The organism is Pseudomonas sp. TR47 (assembly GCF_044143025.1).
Taxonomy (GTDB): Bacteria; Pseudomonadota; Gammaproteobacteria; order Pseudomonadales; family Pseudomonadaceae; genus Aquipseudomonas; species Aquipseudomonas putida_E.
Genome location: NZ_JBHFCS010000012.1, coordinates 94,739 through 114,323, shown reverse-complemented (window position 1 = coordinate 114,323; position 19,585 = coordinate 94,739). Strand labels below are relative to the sequence as shown.

Annotated in this window: 20 protein-coding genes and 1 pseudogene; 16 read left to right on the top strand and 5 right to left on the bottom strand. The window is 59.5% G+C overall.

The genetic code is table 11. The annotated features are described in order from the left end of the window. The first annotated feature begins 18 nt into the window (after window positions 1–18). From mnmG to glmS, 16 genes are all read left to right on the top strand, one after another. The gene (gene mnmG, locus ACEWE8_RS14710; protein WP_012316954.1) at window positions 19–1,911 is read left to right on the top strand and encodes a tRNA uridine-5-carboxymethylaminomethyl(34) synthesis enzyme MnmG; all 1,893 of its coding nucleotides are present in this window, start codon (window positions 19–21) and stop codon (window positions 1,909–1,911) included. Beyond that, the gene (rsmG, locus tag ACEWE8_RS14705) at window positions 1,908–2,558 is read left to right on the top strand and encodes a 16S rRNA (guanine(527)-N(7))-methyltransferase RsmG (protein WP_046786785.1); all 651 of its coding nucleotides are present in this window, start codon (window positions 1,908–1,910) and stop codon (window positions 2,556–2,558) included. Before mnmG ends, rsmG begins: the two co-directional genes overlap by 4 nt. 18 nt (window positions 2,559–2,576) lie before the next feature. Further along, window positions 2,577–3,368 carry a ParA family protein gene (locus tag ACEWE8_RS14700; protein ID WP_012316952.1) on the top strand — a complete coding sequence of 264 codons (792 nt, stop codon included), beginning with the start codon at window positions 2,577–2,579 and terminating at the stop codon, window positions 3,366–3,368. Window positions 3,369–3,377: 9 nt separating this feature from the next. Then, window positions 3,378–4,250 (top strand): ParB/RepB/Spo0J family partition protein, encoded by an 873-nt coding sequence (locus ACEWE8_RS14695; protein ID WP_046786784.1) that lies wholly within the window; start codon window positions 3,378–3,380, stop codon window positions 4,248–4,250. A gap of 149 nt (window positions 4,251–4,399) precedes the next feature. Then, window positions 4,400–4,807 (top strand): F0F1 ATP synthase subunit I, encoded by a 408-nt coding sequence (locus tag ACEWE8_RS14690; protein WP_012316950.1) that lies wholly within the window; start codon window positions 4,400–4,402, stop codon window positions 4,805–4,807. 16 nt (window positions 4,808–4,823) lie between these two features. Further along, a complete protein-coding gene (gene atpB / locus ACEWE8_RS14685; RefSeq protein ID WP_003260030.1) occupies window positions 4,824–5,693 on the top strand; it encodes a F0F1 ATP synthase subunit A in 870 nt (289 codons plus the stop codon). A gap of 143 nt (window positions 5,694–5,836) precedes the next feature. Beyond that, window positions 5,837–6,094 (top strand): F0F1 ATP synthase subunit C, encoded by a 258-nt coding sequence (atpE, locus tag ACEWE8_RS14680; protein ID WP_003097235.1) that lies wholly within the window; start codon window positions 5,837–5,839, stop codon window positions 6,092–6,094. A 56-nt stretch (window positions 6,095–6,150) separates the two neighbouring features. After that, window positions 6,151–6,621 carry a F0F1 ATP synthase subunit B gene (locus tag ACEWE8_RS14675; protein WP_395589318.1) on the top strand — a complete coding sequence of 157 codons (471 nt, stop codon included), beginning with the start codon at window positions 6,151–6,153 and terminating at the stop codon, window positions 6,619–6,621. 12 nt (window positions 6,622–6,633) lie between these two features. Next, window positions 6,634–7,170 (top strand): F0F1 ATP synthase subunit delta, encoded by a 537-nt coding sequence (locus ACEWE8_RS14670; protein WP_003253191.1) that lies wholly within the window; start codon window positions 6,634–6,636, stop codon window positions 7,168–7,170. A 21-nt stretch (window positions 7,171–7,191) separates the two neighbouring features. Next, window positions 7,192–8,736, top strand: coding sequence for a F0F1 ATP synthase subunit alpha (atpA, locus tag ACEWE8_RS14665; protein WP_021785310.1), 1,545 nt, complete (start codon window positions 7,192–7,194; stop codon window positions 8,734–8,736). 48 nt (window positions 8,737–8,784) lie between these two features. Continuing rightward, the gene (gene atpG / locus ACEWE8_RS14660) at window positions 8,785–9,645 is read left to right on the top strand and encodes a F0F1 ATP synthase subunit gamma (RefSeq protein WP_046786783.1); all 861 of its coding nucleotides are present in this window, start codon (window positions 8,785–8,787) and stop codon (window positions 9,643–9,645) included. Window positions 9,646–9,672: 27 nt separating this feature from the next. Further along, on the top strand, window positions 9,673–11,049 hold the full coding sequence (gene atpD, locus ACEWE8_RS14655; protein ID WP_016489910.1) for a F0F1 ATP synthase subunit beta: 1,377 nt from the start codon (window positions 9,673–9,675) through the stop codon (window positions 11,047–11,049). 43 nt (window positions 11,050–11,092) lie between these two features. Then, window positions 11,093–11,512: a F0F1 ATP synthase subunit epsilon gene (locus ACEWE8_RS14650; RefSeq protein ID WP_012316945.1), complete on the top strand. Its 420-nt coding sequence runs from the start codon at window positions 11,093–11,095 to the stop codon at window positions 11,510–11,512. A gap of 120 nt (window positions 11,513–11,632) precedes the next feature. Then, window positions 11,633–13,000, top strand: a complete 1,368-nt coding sequence (glmU, locus tag ACEWE8_RS14645) for a bifunctional UDP-N-acetylglucosamine diphosphorylase/glucosamine-1-phosphate N-acetyltransferase GlmU (protein WP_046786782.1) — start codon at window positions 11,633–11,635, stop codon at window positions 12,998–13,000. Window positions 13,001–13,214: 214 nt separating this feature from the next. Next, window positions 13,215–13,991: a DeoR/GlpR family DNA-binding transcription regulator gene (locus ACEWE8_RS14640; RefSeq protein ID WP_039602579.1), complete on the top strand. Its 777-nt coding sequence runs from the start codon at window positions 13,215–13,217 to the stop codon at window positions 13,989–13,991. A 2-nt stretch (window positions 13,992–13,993) separates the two neighbouring features. Then, a complete protein-coding gene (glmS, locus tag ACEWE8_RS14635) occupies window positions 13,994–15,829 on the top strand; it encodes a glutamine--fructose-6-phosphate transaminase (isomerizing) (RefSeq protein WP_046786781.1) in 1,836 nt (611 codons plus the stop codon). 96 nt (window positions 15,830–15,925) lie between these two features. On the opposite strand, the gene arsJ is transcribed toward glmS, so the two are convergent. The 5 genes and pseudogenes from arsJ to ACEWE8_RS14610 form a co-directional block, all read right to left on the bottom strand. Beyond that, window positions 15,926–17,176: an organoarsenical effux MFS transporter ArsJ gene (gene arsJ / locus ACEWE8_RS14630; protein WP_046786780.1), complete on the bottom strand. Its 1,251-nt coding sequence runs from the start codon at window positions 17,174–17,176 to the stop codon at window positions 15,926–15,928. 9 nt (window positions 17,177–17,185) lie between these two features. Beyond that, window positions 17,186–18,190 carry an ArsJ-associated glyceraldehyde-3-phosphate dehydrogenase gene (locus ACEWE8_RS14625; protein WP_046786779.1) on the bottom strand — a complete coding sequence of 335 codons (1,005 nt, stop codon included), beginning with the start codon at window positions 18,188–18,190 and terminating at the stop codon, window positions 17,186–17,188. A 121-nt stretch (window positions 18,191–18,311) separates the two neighbouring features. Continuing rightward, on the bottom strand, window positions 18,312–19,028 hold the full coding sequence (gene arsH, locus ACEWE8_RS14620) for an arsenical resistance protein ArsH (protein WP_046786778.1): 717 nt from the start codon (window positions 19,026–19,028) through the stop codon (window positions 18,312–18,314). Window positions 19,029–19,045: 17 nt separating this feature from the next. Continuing rightward, window positions 19,046–19,177 (bottom strand): annotated as a pseudogene (locus tag ACEWE8_RS14615) (arsenate reductase ArsC); the annotation flags it as partial. Continuing rightward, on the bottom strand, window positions 19,143–19,499 hold the full coding sequence (locus ACEWE8_RS14610; protein WP_115273196.1) for a metalloregulator ArsR/SmtB family transcription factor: 357 nt from the start codon (window positions 19,497–19,499) through the stop codon (window positions 19,143–19,145). The gene ACEWE8_RS14610 and the pseudogene ACEWE8_RS14615, both read right to left, overlap by 35 nt. Window positions 19,500–19,585 lie beyond the last annotated feature (86 nt).

The window sequence follows — 19,585 nt, the reverse complement described above, 5'->3', positions numbered from 1 at the left end:
ACAGGCACGAGGTGCGTGGTGGATTTCCCTTCCCGTTTTGAAGTGATCGTCATCGGCGGCGGCCATGCCGGTACCGAGGCTGCGCTTGCGTCTGCACGCATGGGTGTGAAAACCCTGCTGCTGACCCATAACGTGGAAACCCTCGGTCACATGAGCTGCAACCCGGCCATCGGTGGCATCGGTAAAAGCCATCTGGTCAAAGAGATCGATGCGCTCGGCGGTGCCATGGCACTGGCCACTGACAAGAGCGGCATCCAGTTTCGCGTGTTGAACAACCGCAAGGGCCCGGCTGTTCGCGCCACCCGTGCACAGGCCGACCGCGCCATCTACAAGGCCGTGGTTCGCGAAATCCTGGAAAACCAGCCAAATCTGTGGATATTCCAGCAGTCCTGTGACGACCTGATCGTCGAGCAAGACCAGGTCAAAGGCGTGGTTACGCAAATGGGGCTGCGGTTCTTCGCCGATTCGGTGGTGCTCACGACCGGCACTTTCCTGGGTGGCCTTATCCACATCGGCCTGCAGAACCATTCCGGCGGCCGCGCTGGCGATCCACCGTCGATTGCCCTGGCCCACCGCATGCGTGAATTACCGCTGCGCGTCGGTCGTCTGAAAACCGGTACACCTCCGCGTATCGACGGTCGTTCGGTGGACTTTTCGGTGATGACCGAGCAGCCGGGCGACACACCAATCCCGGTCATGTCGTTCATGGGCAACGCCGCGATGCACCCGCGTCAGGTCAGCTGCTGGATTACCCACACCAATGCGCGTACCCACGAAATCATCGCTTCGAACCTCGACCGTTCGCCGATGTACTCGGGCGTCATCGAAGGTGTCGGCCCGCGTTACTGCCCGTCGATCGAGGACAAGATCCATCGCTTTGCCGACAAGGAAAGCCATCAGGTGTTCATCGAGCCGGAAGGCCTGACCACCCATGAGCTGTACCCCAACGGCATTTCCACTTCGCTGCCGTTTGACGTGCAGCTGGAGCTGGTGCGCTCGATTCGCGGTATGGAAAATGCGCACATCGTGCGCCCGGGCTATGCCATCGAATACGACTACTTCGATCCGCGTGACCTCAAGTACAGCCTCGAGACCAAGGTTATCGGTGGCTTGTTCTTCGCTGGCCAGATCAACGGCACTACCGGTTACGAAGAAGCCGGCGCCCAAGGCCTGCTGGCCGGTACCAACGCCGCACTGCGCGCGCAGGGCCGCGAAAGCTGGTGCCCGCGCCGTGACGAGGCGTACATCGGAGTGTTGGTCGACGACCTGATTACCCTGGGTACCCAGGAGCCGTACCGCATGTTCACTTCGCGGGCCGAATACCGGTTGATCCTGCGCGAAGACAACGCCGACTTGCGCCTGACCGAGAAAGGTCGTGAGCTTGGTCTGATCGACGACCAGCGCTGGGCCGCGTTCTGCGCCAAGCGTGACGGCATCGAGCGTGAGGAACAGCGCTTGAAATCGACCTGGGTACGCCCGAATACACCGCAGGGCCAGGCCGTTGTGGATAAGTTCGGTACCCCGCTGAGCCACGAATACAGCCTGCTCAACCTGCTGGCGCGACCGGAAGTGGACTACGCCGGGCTGATCGAAGCGACCGGCGGCGAACAGATCGATCCACAGGTTGCCGAACAGGTCGAAATCAAGACCAAGTACGCTGGCTACATCGATCGCCAGCAGGACGAGATCGCTCGCCTGCGTGCCAGTGAAGACACCTGCCTGCCTGTGGATATCGACTACACCTCGATTTCCGGCCTGTCCAAGGAAATCCAGGGCAAGCTCGGCCAGACTCGCCCGCAGACGCTGGGCCAGGCTTCGCGGATCCCTGGCGTGACACCAGCGGCAATTTCCCTGTTGTTGATACATCTGAAAAAACGCGGCGCTGGCCGCGAATTGGAGCAAAGCGCTTGAGTTCCCTGGTCACCCCGCAACACGCTGAAGAGTTGTCCACAGGTGCACGCCAGCTCGGTGTCGAGCTGAGCGCCGAGCAGCACGAACGGCTGCTTGGCTACCTGGCCCTGTTGATCAAATGGAACAAAGCCTACAACCTGACGGCCGTGCGCGACCCGGACGAGATGGTTTCGCGCCATCTGCTGGACAGCCTCAGCGTAATGGGTTTTATCCACAGCGATCGCGATAGCTGGCTTGATGTCGGCAGCGGCGGTGGCATGCCCGGGATTCCATTGGCTATCCTGCATCCGCACAAACGCGTAACCGTGCTGGACGCCAACGGCAAGAAAACCCGCTTCCTCACCCAGGTGAAGATGGAGCTGAAACTGGACAACCTCACGGTTATCCACAGCCGGGTCGAGGCCTTCCAGCCAGCACAGCCGTTCAGCGGCATCATCTCTCGCGCCTTCAGCAGCATGGAGAACTTCACCAACTGGACCCGCCACTTGGGCGACACCGGGACGCAATGGCTTGCAATGAAGGGGCTGCATCCTGCCGATGAACTGGTAGCATTGCCCGCAGACTTCACAGTGGAAAGCGAGCAGGCCCTGACCGTTCCAGGTTGCCAGGGCCAGCGCCATCTGCTGATACTGCGCCGCAAGGCATGACTGGGAACACACGCAACAATGGCTAAGGTATTCGCAATCGCGAACCAGAAAGGTGGAGTGGGTAAAACCACCACCTGTATCAATCTCGCCGCATCGCTGGCTGCGACCAAGCGTCGTGTGCTGCTGATCGACCTCGATCCGCAGGGCAACGCCACCATGGGCAGCGGTGTGGACAAACACGAACTCGAACACTCGGTCTACGACCTGCTGATCGGGGAATGCGACCTTGCCCAGGCCATGCACTACTCCGAGCATGGTGGCTTCCAGTTGCTGCCGGCCAACCGCGACCTGACTGCCGCGGAAGTGGTGCTGCTGGAAATGCAGGTCAAGGAGAGCCGCCTGCGCAACGCCCTGGCGCCGATCCGCGAGAATTACGACTTCATCCTCATCGATTGCCCACCGTCGCTGTCGATGCTGACGCTCAATGCCCTGGTCGCCTCCGATGGTGTGATCATCCCGATGCAGTGCGAGTATTACGCACTGGAAGGTCTCAGCGACCTTGTGGATAACATCAAGCGCATTGCCGCCCGTCTGAACCCGGAGCTGAAGATCGAAGGGCTGCTGCGCACCATGTACGACCCGCGTCTTAGCCTGAACAACGATGTATCGGCGCAGCTCAAGGAGCACTTCGGCGAGCAGCTTTACGATACCGTCATTCCGCGCAACATCCGCTTGGCCGAGGCACCGAGCTTTGGCATGCCGGCGCTGGCCTACGACAAGCAATCGCGTGGCGCACTGGCCTATCTGGCCCTGGCCGGGGAACTGGTTCGCCGTCAACGCCGTCAATCACGCACTGCACAAACAACTTAAGGAATCCGCATGGCCGTTAAGAAACGGGGTCTCGGACGTGGGTTGGATGCACTGCTCAGTGGTCCTTCCGTCAGCGCGCTCGAAGAGCAGGCTGTCAAGATCGACCAGAAAGAACTGCAACACCTGCCGGTCGAGTTGATCCAGCGCGGTAAATACCAGCCGCGCCGTGACATGGATCCGCAGGCGCTGGAAGAACTGGCGCACTCGATTCGCACGCACGGTGTGATGCAGCCGATCGTGGTGCGCCCGATCGATGGCAACCGCTACGAGATCATTGCCGGTGAGCGCCGCTGGAGGGCCACGCAGCAGGCTGGCCTGGACACCGTCCCGGCGATGGTGCGGGAAGTGCCTGATGAAGCGGCCATCGCCATGGCCCTCATCGAGAACATCCAGCGAGAGGACCTCAACCCGTTGGAAGAGGCCCTGGCCCTGCAGCGCCTGCAACAGGAGTTCGAACTGACCCAGCAGCAGGTAGCCGATGCCGTGGGCAAGTCGCGGGTTACCGTGGCCAATCTGCTGCGCCTGATCTCGCTGCCTGAAGCGATCAAGACCATGCTTGCCCATGGTGATCTGGAGATGGGCCACGCACGTGCTTTGCTCGGTCTTGAAGAAGATCGCCAGGAAGAAGGGGCGCGTCATGTTGTCGCACGCGGGCTTACCGTGCGCCAAACCGAGGCACTGGTGCGCCAGTGGCTCAGTGGCAAACCTGACCCGGTAGAACCGAGCAAACCTGATCCGGATATCGAGCGCCTTGAACAGAGGCTCGCAGAGCGCCTGGGCTCCGCGGTGCAGATTCGTCACGGAAACAAGGGAAAAGGCCAGCTGGTTATTCGCTATAACTCGCTCGACGAGTTGCAGGGCGTCCTTGCTCACATCCGCTGAAACAATTCCAGTTGTAGCGCGCAGTCGGAAATCACTACCCAAGAGTTGAATAGGGGTTAATCCACCCCTATACTCTGCGCGCATTTTGTCGGCACAATTTATGCCAAGTCGTTACTGACTTGTTGGTCGACTTCTGAGGAGCAGTTGTGATGGAAATCCGCACGCCAAACCGCCTGCCTTTCCATCGCTGGGCGGTTTTTCCGGTACTGCTGGCTCAATTTGTCGTGCTGCTGCTGGCAACATTGGTGTTGTGGCAGTGGAAAGGGGCAGTCAGTGGATATTCAGGTCTCTGCGGAGGTTTGATTGCCTGGCTGCCGAATATGTATTTCGCCTGGAAGGCTTTTCGCTTTAGCGGAGCCCGGGCGGCGCAGGCCATCGTCAAGTCGTTTTACGCAGGCGAGGCCGGCAAGATGATTTTGACGGCAGTGCTGTTCGCACTGACCTTCGCAGGAGTGAAGCCACTGGCGCCGTTAGCAGTCTTCGGCGTCTTCGTGTTGACCCTTTTGGTCAGCTGGTTTGCGCCCCTGCTGATGAATAAAAGACTTTCGAGACCTTAGGGCGTTTGAGGCAACCATGGCAGCAGAAACCGCTTCGGGCTATATCCAGCACCACTTGCAGAACCTGACCTACGGTCAACTACCAGACGGCAGCTGGGGCTTCGCCCATTCGGCTGCAGAAGCCAAGGCAATGGGCTTCTGGGCGTTCCACCTGGACACCCTGGGTTGGTCCGTCGCGCTGGGTCTGATCTTCCTGTTCATCTTCCGCATGGCGGCGAAGAAGGCGACCTCCGGCCAGCCTGGCGGTCTGCAGAACTTCGTCGAAGTGATGGTCGATTTCGTCAACGGCAGCGTGAAGGACTCCTTCCACGGCCGTAGCCCGGTGATTGCGCCGCTGGCACTGACCATCTTCGTCTGGGTATTCCTGATGAACGCCGTCGACCTGGTACCGGTCGACTGGATTCCTCAGCTGGCCATCCTGATTTCCGGTGATCCGCACATTCCGTTCCGCGCCGTGTCGACCACCGACCCGAACGCGACGCTGGCAATGGCCTTCTGCGTGTTCGCCCTGATCATCTTCTACAGCATCAAGGTCAAGGGCCTGGGCGGCTTCATCGGTGAGCTGACCCTGCACCCGTTCGGCAGCAAGAACATCTTCGTGCAGATCCTGCTGATTCCGGTCAACTTCCTGCTCGAGTTCGTCACCCTGATCGCCAAGCCGATCTCGCTGGCGCTGCGACTGTTCGGCAACATGTACGCCGGCGAGCTGGTGTTCATCCTGATCGCCGTGATGTTCGGCTCCGGCCTTCTGTGGCTGAGCGGCCTGGGTGTGGTGCTGCAGTGGGCGTGGGCTGTGTTCCACATCCTGATCATCACCCTGCAAGCTTTCATCTTCATGATGCTTACCATCGTCTACCTGTCGATGGCTCACGAAGATAACCATTAAGACCGCCTGGCGTGTCTGATAGCCTTCCCCGCTCGTTTGGGGGGAGGGCTTTAAAAGTCCGCAAGGGCAGCTGTTCCAAACGATTTGTTTTACCGCTTCAAACTAAAAACCTAACCAATACGACGTAAAAGTCGGGAGGAAAGATGGAAACTGTAGTTGGTCTGACCGCTATCGCTGTTGCTCTGCTGATCGGCCTGGGTGCTCTGGGTACCGCCATTGGTTTCGGCCTGCTGGGCGGCAAATTCCTGGAAGGCGCTGCTCGTCAGCCTGAGATGGTTCCGATGCTGCAGGTCAAAATGTTCATCGTTGCCGGTCTGCTCGACGCCGTAACCATGATCGGTGTTGGTATCGCTCTGTTCTTCACCTTCGCGAATCCGTTCGTTGGTCAGATCGCCGGCTAATCACTCGTATCCACGAGTTGATGGCTGTATGAATTAAGACCGAGCGAGGTGTTGGCGTGAACATTAATGCAACCCTGATTGGCCAATCCGTTGCTTTTCTGATTTTTGTACTCTTCTGCATGAAGTATGTATGGCCTCCGGTCATCACTGCTCTGCAAGAGCGCCAAAAGAAGATTGCTGACGGCTTGGACGCTGCCAACCGCGCAGCTCGCGACCTGGAGCTGGCCCAAGAGAAAGCGGGTCAGCAACTGCGTGAAGCTAAAGCACAGGCAGCCGAAATCATTGAGCAAAGCAAGAAACGCGCTGCTCAGCTTGTCGAGGAAGCCCGTGAACAGGCCCGCGTCGAAGCTGACCGTGTGAAGGCTCAGGCTCTGGCCGAGATCGAACAGGAACTGAACAGTGCCAAAGACGCCCTGCGTGCCCAAGTGGGTGCCCTGACCGTTGGCGGTGCTGAAAAGATCCTTGGCGCCACAATCGATCAAAACGCGCATGCGGAGCTGGTTAACAAACTGGCCGCTGAAATTTAAGCGAGGGCGATCATGGCAGAACTGACCACGTTGGCCCGACCTTACGCTAAGGCTGCCTTTGAGCATGCCCAGGCCCATCAGCAACTGGCCAATTGGTCAGCCATGCTCGGCCTGGCTGCTGCGGTGTCGCAAGACGACACCATGCAGCGCCTGCTCAAGGCCCCGCGACTGACGAGCGCAGAAAAGGCCGCCACGTTCATTGACGTGTGCGGTGACAAGTTCAATGCACAGGCACAGAATTTCATTCATGTTGCCGCGGAAAACGACCGTCTCCTGCTTCTGCCGGAGATTGCCGCTCTGTTCGACCTGTACAAGGCCGAGCAAGAGAAATCCGTGGACGTGGAAGTCACCAGTGCCTTCGCGTTGAACCAAGAACAGCAAGACAAACTCGCCAAGGTTCTCAGTGCACGGTTAGGCCAGGAAGTGCGCCTGCACGCGTCGGAGGATGCCAGCCTGATTGGCGGCGTCGTCATCCGCGCTGGTGACCTGGTAATCGATGGCTCTGTTCGCGGCAAAATCGCGAAACTGGCCGAAGCATTGAAATCTTGAGTTTGAAGGGGCAGCAGAGCAATGCAGCAACTCAATCCTTCCGAAATTAGTGAAATCATCAAGGGCCGCATCGACAACCTCGATGTGAGCTCCCAAGCCCGTAACGAAGGTACCGTCGTTTCGGTTTCCGACGGTATCGTGCGGATCCACGGTCTGGCCGACGTCATGTACGGCGAAATGATCGAGTTCCCTGGCGGCGTCTACGGCATGGCCCTGAACCTGGAGCAAGACTCCGTAGGTGCAGTGATCCTGGGTGCCTATGACACCCTCGCCGAAGGCATGAGCGCCAAGTGCACCGGCCGCATCCTGGAAGTTCCGGTTGGTAAGGAACTGCTGGGCCGCGTAGTCGACGCACTGGGCAACCCGATCGATGGCAAAGGTCCTCTGGGCAACACCGAGACCGACGCGGTCGAGAAAGTTGCTCCAGGCGTGATCTGGCGTAAGTCGGTAGACCAGCCTGTACAGACTGGCTACAAGTCCGTCGACGCCATGATCCCGGTCGGCCGTGGCCAGCGTGAGCTGATCATCGGTGACCGTCAGATCGGCAAGACCGCCATGGCCATCGACGCCATCATCAACCAGAAAGACTCCGGTATTTTCTGCGTTTATGTTGCTGTCGGCCAGAAGCGTTCCACCGTTGCCAACATCGTTCGCAAGCTGGAAGAAAACGGCGCCCTGGCCAACACCATCGTGGTGGTTGCCAGTGCTTCGGAATCCGCCGCACTGCAATTCCTGGCGCCATACGCCGGTTGCACCATGGGCGAGTTCTTCCGTGACCGCGGCGAAGACGCACTGATCGTTTACGATGACCTGTCCAAGCAGGCCGTTGCCTACCGTCAGATCTCCCTGCTGCTGCGCCGTCCACCAGGACGTGAAGCGTACCCAGGCGACGTGTTCTATCTCCACTCCCGTCTGCTGGAGCGTGCATCGCGCGTTTCGGAAGAGTACGTCGAGAAGTTCACCAACGGTGCTGTAACTGGCAAAACCGGTTCCCTGACTGCGCTGCCGATCATCGAAACTCAGGCTGGCGACGTTTCCGCGTTCGTTCCGACCAACGTGATTTCCATCACCGACGGTCAGATCTTCCTGGAATCGGCCATGTTCAACTCGGGCATCCGTCCTGCAGTGAACGCCGGTGTTTCGGTATCCCGCGTAGGTGGTGCTGCTCAGACCAAGATCATCAAGAAGCTGTCCGGTGGTATTCGTACCGCTCTGGCTCAGTACCGTGAACTGGCTGCATTCGCCCAGTTCGCCTCCGATCTGGACGAAGCGACCCGCAAGCAGCTGGAGCATGGTCAGCGCGTTACCGAGCTGATGAAGCAGAAGCAGTACGCGCCAATGTCCATCGCGGACATGGCCCTGTCGCTGTACGCCGCTGAGCGTGGTTTCCTGACTGACGTAGAAGTCTCCAAGATCGGCAGCTTCGAGCAAGCACTGATCGCCTTCTTCAACCGTGATCACGCTGAACTGATGGCGAAGATCAATGTGAAGGGTGACTTCAACGACGAAATCGACGCAGGCCTGAAAGCCGGTATCGAGAAGTTCAAGGCCACCCAGACCTGGTAAGCCGCAGCGGGGGCTCAGGCCCCCGCTTGCTAACCTGATAGGTGATACATGGCAGGCGCAAAAGAGATTCGCAGTAAGATTGCGAGCATCAAAAGCACGCAAAAAATTACCAGCGCCATGGAGAAAGTGGCGGTCAGCAAGATGCGCAAGGCACAAATGCGCATGGCTGCTAGCCGTCCTTACGCGGAGCGTATCCGCCAGGTGATCGGTCATCTGGCCAACGCCAACCCGGAATACCGCCACCCCTTCATGATCGAGCGCCCTGTAAAGCGTGCCGGTTATATTGTGGTGAGCAGTGACCGTGGTCTGTGCGGTGGCTTGAATACCAACCTGTTCAAGGCCCTGGTCAAGGACATGAACGCGAACCGCGAACAGGGCGTGGAAATCGACCTGTGCGTGATCGGCAGCAAGGGTGCGACTTTCTTCCGCATCTTTGGCGGCAACGTCGTAGCCGCGATCAGCCACTTGGGCGAAGAGCCATCGATCAACGATCTGATCGGCTCCGTCAAAGTGATGCTGGACGCCTACCTGGACGGCCGTATCGATCGCCTCTGCGTGGTTTCGAACAAGTTCATCAATACCATGACCCAGAAGCCGACGGTCGAGCAATTGGTACCGTTGGTGGCAACCCCGGATCAGGAACTCAAGCACCACTGGGATTACCTGTACGAACCCGACGCAAAAGAGCTGCTGGACGGCTTGATGGTGCGTTACGTGGAGTCGCAGGTATACCAGGCGGTGGTCGAGAACAACGCTGCTGAACAAGCGGCCCGGATGATCGCGATGAAGAACGCCACAGACAACGCCGGTGATTTGATCAAAGAGCTCCAGTTGATCTACAACAAGGCGCGTCAGGCTGCGATCACCCAGGAGATCTCGGAAATCGTCGGCGGCGCTGCCGCGGTTTAACGGTTCACATATTCAGAGGATCCAGCTATGAGTAGCGGACGTATCGTTCAAATCATCGGCGCCGTCATCGACGTGGAATTCCCACGTGACGTCGTGCCGAGTGTATACAACGCGCTGAAAGTACAAGGCGCGGAAACCACCCTGGAAGTTCAGCAGCAGCTGGGCGACGGCGTGGTTCGTACCATTGCGATGGGCTCGACCGAAGGCCTGAAGCGCGGTCTGGATGTCGTCGACACCGGTGCTGCCATTTCCGTTCCTGTTGGTAAGGCCACCCTGGGCCGTATCATGGACGTACTGGGCAACCCGATCGACGAAGCCGGCCCGATCGGCGAAGAAGAGCGTCGCGGTATCCACCAGCCAGCGCCTTCGTTCGCTGACCAGGCAGGCGGCAACGACCTGCTGGAAACCGGCATCAAGGTTATCGACCTGGTTTGCCCGTTCGCCAAGGGTGGTAAGGTTGGTCTGTTCGGTGGTGCCGGTGTCGGCAAGACCGTAAACATGATGGAACTGATCCGTAACATCGCCATGGAACACAGCGGTTACTCCGTGTTCGCTGGTGTGGGTGAGCGTACTCGTGAGGGTAACGACTTCTACCACGAGATGAAGGACTCCAACGTTCTCGACAAAGTAGCCTTGGTCTACGGTCAGATGAACGAGCCACCAGGAAACCGTCTGCGCGTAGCGCTGACCGGCCTGACCATGGCTGAGAAGTTCCGTGACGAAGGTAACGACGTTCTGCTGTTCGTCGACAACATCTATCGTTACACCCTGGCCGGTACCGAAGTATCCGCACTGCTGGGCCGTATGCCTTCGGCAGTAGGTTACCAGCCGACCCTGGCTGAAGAGATGGGCGTTCTGCAAGAGCGCATCACCTCCACCAAGGAAGGTTCGATCACCTCCGTCCAGGCCGTATACGTACCAGCGGACGACTTGACCGACCCGTCGCCAGCGACCACCTTCGCCCACCTGGACGCCACCGTCGTTCTGTCCCGTGACATCGCCTCCCTGGGTATCTACCCAGCGGTCGACCCACTGGACTCGACTTCGCGTCAGCTGGACCCGAACGTGATCGGCAATGAGCACTACGACACTGCTCGTGGCGTTCAGTATGTTCTGCAGCGCTACAAAGAGCTGAAGGACATTATTGCGATCCTGGGTATGGACGAACTGTCCGAGACCGACAAGCAACTGGTAGCCCGCGCTCGTAAGATCCAGCGCTTCCTGTCGCAGCCGTTCTTCGTGGCCGAAGTTTTCACCGGTTCGCCAGGTAAGTACGTTTCCCTGAAAGACACCATCGCTGGCTTCAGCGGCATCCTCAAAGGTGACTACGACCACCTGCCAGAACAAGCGTTCTACATGGTCGGCAGCATCGACGAAGCGATCGAGAAAGCCAAGAAACTGTAATTCCTGCGCCCCGCAAGGGGCGCTATCAGGTTGAGGCAAGCAGATGGCTATGACAGTCCATTGCGATATCGTCAGCGCGGAAGGAGAGATTTTCTCCGGTCTGGTCGAGATGGTGGTTGCGCACGGTAACCTGGGTGATCTTGGTATCGCTCCAGGCCACGCGCCTCTGATCACCAATCTGAAGCCAGGTCCGATCACGCTGACCAAGCAGGGTGGCGCCCAAGAGGTGTATTACATCTCTGGTGGTTTCCTCGAGGTTCAGCCGAACATGGTCAAGGTGCTTGCCGATACCGTGCAACGTGCTACAGACCTGGATGAAGCTCAGGCTCAGGAAGCCCTCAAGGCTGCCGAGAACGCCCTGAGTCTGAAAGGCGCGGACTTCGATTACGGCGCCGCCGCCGCACGTCTGGCCGAGGCCGCAGCTCAGCTGCGTACCGTCCAGCAAATGCGCAAAGGCAAGTAATCGGCCCCGGCTGATCACTGCTGTTGCGATTGAGTAAAAGGGTAGCCTCGGCTACCCTTTTTCTTTTTCCGAATTCCCCCTCGGTCATTTCTCTGACCGCCCAGGATTGGTAGCCAGTCAATGTCACTCGATATCGTTATTCTCGCCGCCGGCCAAGGTACCCGCATGCGCTCGGCGCTGCCCAAGGTGCTGCACCCGGTGGCCGGCAATTCCATGCTCGGTCATGTTATCCACAGCGCACGGCAGCTTCAGCCTCAAGGCATTCACGTAGTGATTGGCCATGGTGCGGAGCAGGTGCGTGAGCGCCTGGCAGCCGACGACCTGAATTTCGTTATGCAGGACAAGCAACTGGGTACCGGGCATGCCGTTGCCCAAGCGCTGCCGGCGATCACTGCCGACACGGTGCTGGTGCTGTATGGCGACGTACCGCTGATTGAAGTGGAAACCCTGCAACGCCTGCTGGCCAAGGCCACCGACCAGCAGCTGGGCCTGCTCACCGTTAACCTGCAAGACCCGACCGGCTACGGGCGCATTGTGCGTGATGCCCAAGGCAAGGTGACTGCGATCGTCGAGCACAAGGACGCCAGCGATGTGCAGAAAGCGATCAAGGAAGGCAATACCGGCATCCTGGCCCTGCCAGCCGCTCGCCTTGCCGACTGGATGGGGCGTTTGTCGAACAACAACGCCCAAGGTGAGTATTACCTGACCGACGTCATCGCCATGGCAGTGGCTGATGGCCTGGTGGTGGCTACCGAACAACCGCACGACCCGATGGAAGTGCAGGGTGCCAATGACCGGCGCCAGCTATCCGAACTCGAGCGCCACTATCAACTGCGCGAAGGCCGACGATTGATGGCACAGGGTGTGACCCTGCGTGACCCGGCTCGTTTCGACGTGCGTGGTGAAGTGACCGTTGGTCGCGATGTGCTGATCGATATCAACGTCATCCTCGAAGGCAAGGTCGTGATCGAGGACGACGTTCAGATTGGGCCTAACTGCGTGATCAAGGACAGCACCCTGCGCAAAGGCGTGGTGGTCAAGGCCAACAGCCATATTGAAGGCGCCGTGATGGGCGAGGGTAGCGATGCCGGCCCGTTCGCGCGTCTGCGCCCGGGCAGCGTGCTGGATGCCAAGGCCCATGTGGGTAACTTTGTCGAACTGAAGAATGCCCACCTGGGTGAAGGCGCCAAAGCGGGTCACTTGAGCTACCTGGGTGATGCCGAGATCGGGGCACGCACCAATATTGGTGCTGGCACCATCACGTGCAATTACGATGGTGCCAACAAGTTCAAGACTGTGATGGGCGAGGATGTGTTCATCGGTTCGAACAACTCGTTGGTGGCGCCTGTGGATATCAAGGCGGGGGCCACGACTGCGGCGGGTTCGACGATTACCCAGACTGTCGAGGCTGGGCAACTTGCCGTGGGACGTGCGCGTCAGCGTAACATCGAGGGCTGGAAGCGGCCGGAGAAGATCAAGAAGGGCTGATTATCCACAGCCCGTTCGATCGAAAGCCGACTTGTGTGAATAAGTCGGCTTTTTTATTGGCTGTAAAGGCATCGGAGGGGCAAGCCGCTGCACCGCGATCGGTGGCATTTATTTATCTACAGGCCGGTGATTTTTCAGATCGACAGCCTTGACGAAATCTCTCTCATAGGTTTTGATTGCAATCATTATCTTTCGAATCGAAACTTAAGCGCCCATGTCGAAACGAAATACCCCCCAACGCCGTCACAACATCCTGGCCATGCTCAGCGAGCAAGGTGAGGTCAGTGTGGACGCATTGGCCAAGCGCTTTGAAACGTCGGAAGTCACCATACGCAAGGACCTCGCTGCCCTCGAGGCCAATGGCTTGCTGCTGCGTCGCTACGGCGGCGCGGTACCGGTTCCGCAGGAGATGCTTGGGGAAACCGCACAGCCAGTGTCTGCCTACAAGAAAGCCATCGCCCGCGCTGCTGTCGGCCGTATCCGTGAACACGCGCGGATCATCATCGACAGTGGCAGCACTACTGCCGCGATGATCCCGGAGCTCGGCCGCCAGCCAGGCCTGGTGGTGATGACCAACTCTTTGAACGTGGCCCGCGCCATTAGCGAGCTTGAGCATGAACCGGTACTGCTGATGACCGGCGGCACCTGGGACCCGCACTCCGAGTCGTTCCAGGGCCAGGTCGCCGAGCAGGTACTGCGCTCATACGATTTCGACCAGTTGTTCATCGGCGCAGATGGCATCGACCTCAACCGCGGCACCACGACTTTCAATGAGCTGCTGGGCCTGAGCCGAGTCATGGCCGAAGTGGCCCGCGAGGTGATCGTGATGGTCGAATCCGACAAGGTCGGGCGCAAGATCCCCAATCTTGAACTGCCTTGGGGCAGTGTCAGCACCCTCATTACAGACGAACGCCTGCCAGCAGCGGCACGCGAACAGATTCAAGCCCGCGGCGTCAACCTGATCTGCGCCGCGATCAGCCAGGAGAAATAATCATGTGTGGAATCGTTGGCGCCGTAGCTGAACGCAACATCACCGCCATTCTCATCGAAGGCCTCAAGCGGCTCGAGTACCGCGGCTACGACAGCGCCGGCCTTGCCGTTTATACCCAGCAAGGTGAACTGCAGCGCCGGCGCCGCATCGGCAAGGTAGCTGAACTGGACGCTGCCAACGCTGCCGACCCGCTGATCGGCCAGTTGGGCATTGCCCACACCCGTTGGGCTACCCACGGCGCACCGACCGAGGGCAATGCGCACCCGCATTTCTCGGGTGAAGAAGTGGCAGTGGTACACAACGGCATCATCGAAAACCATGAAGAGCTGCGCGAAGAGCTCAAAGGCTTGGGCTATGTGTTCGTTTCGCAAACCGATACCGAGGTTATCGTCCACCTGATCCACCATACCCTCAAGACCATCCCGGACCTGGCGGACGCACTGAAGTCAGCGGTCAAGCGCCTGCACGGTGCCTATGGCCTGGCGCTGATCAGCGTGAAACAACCCGATCGTCTGGTTGCCGCGCGCAGTGGCAGCCCGTTGGTGATTGGCCTTGGCCATGGTGAGAATTTCCTGGCTTCCGACCAGTTGGCGCTGCGCCAGGTCACTGACCGCTTCATGTACCTGGAGGAGGGCGACATCGCTGAGATCCGCCGTGACCAGGTGAAGGTCTGGGATCAGGCCGGCAACGCGGTCCAGCGCGAAACCGTGCAGTATCACGAAGGCGCCGAAGCCGCTGACAAGGGCGCATATCGCCACTTCATGCTCAAGGAGATTCACGAGCAGCCGACCGTGGTTCAGCGCACTCTGGAAGGCCGCCTGGGCAAGGACCATGTGCTGGTCCAGGCCTTTGGCCCACAGGCTGCTGAACTGTTCGCCAAGGTGCGCAACGTGCAGATCGTGGCCTGTGGTACCAGCTACCACGCCGGCATGGTTGCCCGTTACTGGCTGGAAAGCTTGGCCGGCATCCCTTGCCAGGTCGAAGTAGCGAGTGAGTTCCGCTACCGCAAGGTGGTGGTCCAGCCGGACACCCTGTTCGTTTCGATTTCCCAGTCTGGCGAAACTGCCGACACCCTCGCTGCCCTGCGCAATGCCAAGGAATTGGGCTTCCTCGGCAGCCTGGCCATCTGCAACGTGGGTATCAGCTCGCTGGTACGCGAATCCGACCTGACCCTGCTGACACTGGCCGGCCCGGAAATCGGCGTGGCGTCGACCAAGGCGTTCACTACCCAGCTGGTATCGCTGATGCTGCTGACCCTGGCCCTGGGCCAGGTGCGTGGCACCCTCGAGGCTGGTGTGGAAGCGGAGCTGGTCGAAGAGCTGCGTCGCCTGCCGGCACGCCTGGGCGAAGCCCTGGCCATGGACCACACCGTCGAAAAGATCGCCGAGCTGTTCGCCGACAAGCACCACACCCTGTTCCTGGGCCGTGGTGCGCAGTACCCGGTTGCAATGGAGGGTGCGCTCAAGCTCAAAGAGATTTCCTACATCCACGCTGAAGCATACCCGGCGGGTGAGCTCAAGCATGGCCCGCTGGCGCTTGTGGATAACGACATGCCGGTGGTAACGGTAGCGCCGAACAACGAGCTGCTGGAGAAGCTCAAGTCGAACCTGCAGGAAGTCCGCGCCCGGGGTGGTGAGCTGGTGGTGTTCGCCGATGAGCACGCCGGTATGAGCAATGGCGAAGGTACCCATGTAATCAAGGTACCGCACATCGCTGACGCGCTGGCACCGATCCTGTACACCATTCCACTGCAGTTGCTGTCGTACTACGTGGCGGTGCTCAAGGGCACTGATGTTGACCAGCCGCGTAACTTGGCTAAGTCGGTGACGGTGGAATAAGCGCGGCAGCGTTCGACCCTATTGGTTTTAGAGAACTGTCGCAGGACGGTCAAAATTGGTGTTGATCAGAGGGAGCCGCTACTGGCTCCCTTACTTTTAGATCTTTGGGTGTGAATTCCCCGTACTTCCGCTTGATGGCTGTGCGAGAGGCAATCCGGTCGAGATGAGCGCGGCTGCCAATACGAACATACTGGAAACCCACAAGCAGGCCTCCAGCCCATAGGCTTGGAACACCCAACCTGAGAGTAGCGTGCCGACCAGCCGGCCCATGGCGTTGGACATGTAGTAGAAGCCTACATCCAGGGAGACGCCGTCTTCCTTTGCATAGCTGACGATAAGGTAGCTGTGCAGCGATGAGTTCACCGCGAACAGCACGCCGAACAGCATCAGCCCACCGAGCAGCACTACCTGCGCCGACCAGCCTGCTGACAGGCCCACGGCTATGAGCGCAGGCAGCCCGGCCAGGGCGATTGCCCAGATGAAGGCCGCTCTGCCGTCGGGCACATGACCGCGCTTCTTGCCGGTGATGTGAGGGGCAAGCGACTGGACGATGCCATAGCCGATCACCCACGCGGCCAAGAAACCACCGACCAGCCAGAAGTCCCAGCCAAACGCCGTGCTCAGGTACACCGGCAACGCCACGACGAACCAGACGTCCCGGGCACCGAACAAAAACAGCCGTGCGGCCGAGAGGATGTTGATGGCCCGGCTCTTGGACAGCATGTCGCGGAACTTCGGTTTGGCCTTGGCTTTGCCCAAGTCCTTTTTCAGCAGCATCAAACTGCCGATCCAGATCAGAGCCAGTACTGCTGCCATGGCCAGCACCGCCAGGGTGAAACCAAGCAGCGCAAGCAGTGCTCCCCCGAGGAAGAAGCCGACGCCTTTGAGCGCGTTCTTGGAGCCCGTGAGGATGGCCACCCACTTGTAGAGCGTGCCTTGCTGGCTGTCCGGCACCAGGAGCTTGATGGAGCTCTTGGCGCTCATCTTGTTCAGGTCCTTGGCGATGCCGGATAGCGCCTGGGCGGCCATCACCCACGGCACCGTCAGCCCGGTTGCCGGTACCGTGAGCATCAGCAAGGCCACAACCTGCATGCCAAGGCCGATGTTCATGGTGCGGTTGAGCCCCAGGCGGGCGCCGAGGTAACCGCCCACCAGGTTTGTGATCACGCCGAACACTTCGTAGAACAGGAACAGCGCCGCGATCTGCAGCGGCGTGTAGCCCAGCGAATGGAAGTGCAGTACCACCAGCATGCGCAATGCGCCGTCGGTGAGGGTGAAGGCCCAGTAATTGCCGGTAACCAGCAGGTACTGACGCACTTGTGCAGGCAGGGCTGACAACGCCTTCATGATCGCTGTTTACTCCGCTGCGCCGACCAAGCGTGCCAGCTCAACTGCACGGTTGGCGTAGCCCCACTCGTTGTCGTACCAGGCGTAGATCTTCACCTGGGTACCGTTGACCACCAAGGTGGACAGCGCATCGATGATCGAGGAGCGTGGATCGGTGCGGTAGTCGATGGACACCAAGGGGCGCTCTTCGTAGCCCAGGATGTCCTTCAGCGGCCCTTCGGCAGCGGCTTTCAGCAGCGCGTTGACCTCTTCAGCCGTCGTCTGTCGTTCCACTTCGAACACGCAGTCTGTCAGCGAGGCATTGGCCAGCGGTACACGCACGGCGTGACCATTCAGCTTGCCGCGCAGCTCGGGAAAGATCTCGGCGATTGCGGTGGCCGAGCCTGTCGTGGTCGGTATCAGACTCATGCCTGAGGCACGCGCGCGCCGCAGGTCCTTGTGCGGTGTATCGAGGATGCTCTGGGTATTGGTGAGGTCGTGAATGGTGGTGATCGAGCCGTGGCGGATGCCCAGGTTCTCGTGAATCACCTTGACCACCGGGGCCAGGCAGTTGGTGGTGCAAGAAGCGGCGGTGACGATACGGTGCTGCGCCGGGTCGAACAGGTGCTGGTTGACGCCCATCACCACGTTCAGTGCGCCTTTCTCCTTCACTGGAGCGCAGACCACCACACGTTTGACGCCCTGATCCAGGTAGGCCTGGAGCACGGCTACCGACTTCATCTTGCCGCTGGCCTCGATGACCAGATCGCAGCCCGACCAGTCTGTGTCCGCGATGGTCTTGTTCGCGGTGACCTTGATGCGCTTGCCTTCGATCACTACCACGTTACCTTCTGCGCGGGCTTCACGGTGCCAGCGTCCGTGGATCGAATCGAAGTTGATCAGATGGGCATGGGTCTCGGCGTCACCGGCCGGGTCATTGATCTGCACAAACTCGAATTCTGGCCAGTCCCAGGACGCGCGGAGCGCCAAGCGACCAATACGGCCAAACCCGTTGATACCTACTTTGATAGCCATGTTCTTGTTCTCGGATCGCGATTAGCGAAAGGTCAGAGGGTGTCGCTGAACTGGTTGATGTACCCAACGTGCGCAGCGTTGCTAGCACGGGGTACGGGTGCAGTTGCCTGCTCAGAAAGCCTCAAATGGATCGTTGGTTGACACGCTTGGACAGTTCCTCTGCCGACTCCTTGCGCTCGGAGTAGCGATCGACCAGGTAGTCGGAGCGGTCACGAAGCAGCAGGGTGAACTTCACCAGCTCCTCCATCACGTCGACGACACGGTCGTAGTACGAAGAGGGCTTCATGCGGCCCGCCTCATCGAATTCCAGATAGGCCTTCGGCACGGACGACTGGTTAGGGATGGTGAACATGCGCATCCAGCGGCCGAGGACACGCAGCTGGTTGACCACGTTGAAAGACTGCGAGCCACCGCAGACCTGCATCACCGCAAGGGTTTTGCCTTGGGTCGGGCGCACGGCGCCCATGCTCAGTGGAATCCAGTCGATCTGCGACTTGAACACGCCGGTCATTGCACCGTGGCGTTCTGGCGAGCACCAGACCATGCCTTCGGACCACAGCACCAGATCGCGCAGCTGCTTGACCATGGGGTGGTCATCGGGGGCGTCGTCCGCTAATGGCAGGCCGGACGGATTGAAAATTCGCGTCTCGGCACCGAAGTGCTCCAGCAGGCGGGCTGCTTCTTCCGTCAGCAGACGGCTGAAGGAGCGTTCGCGGGTCGATCCGTACAGCAGCAGAATGCGAGGCTTATGGGTGGACTTTTGCTCGACTGTCAGTTTGTCTGCGGTCGGCAGGTCGACCAGATCGTTGTCGATGTTGGGGATGTGGTGTTCGGTCATGATTTACTCCTGAGACAAGGCGCCAGGTGGCTGAAAGCGGTCTCGCAGAGGGTGTTGCGGCAGCTATTGGCTGTGCAGAGGAACAGAACTTTCATCGGTTCTTCTCGGCAAGGATCAGCAGCACGAGGCGACGCGTTGTGGGCGGTCACCCATGGAGTCCAGACGTTTGGTGCTGGTACTCAGCCATTCGCGGTTGGCTTCCAGCGTCGTCGCCAGGACCTCACGTACCCAGGCGGGAAGCGATGGATGCAGCCGGTAATAAACCCACTGGCCCTGGCGGCGGTCTTCCACCAGGTCACAGGTGCGCAGCTGCGCCAAGTGGCGGGAAACCTTGGGCTGGCTTTCTTCCAGCGCGCAGGTCAGTTCACAGACGCAGAGTTCTTCCTCGCGAGCGATCAGCAGCATCATCCGAATGCGGTTTTCGTCGGCGAGGCATTTGAAGACCTTGGTAGGGGTCAGCGAGTCAGTCATGGGTTACTCAGTATTTGGTCTTCACAAGGACGAACATTTTGATGCGCTCATGGATCTCGTGAAGGGTGTGTCGGAAGGCATCGTGT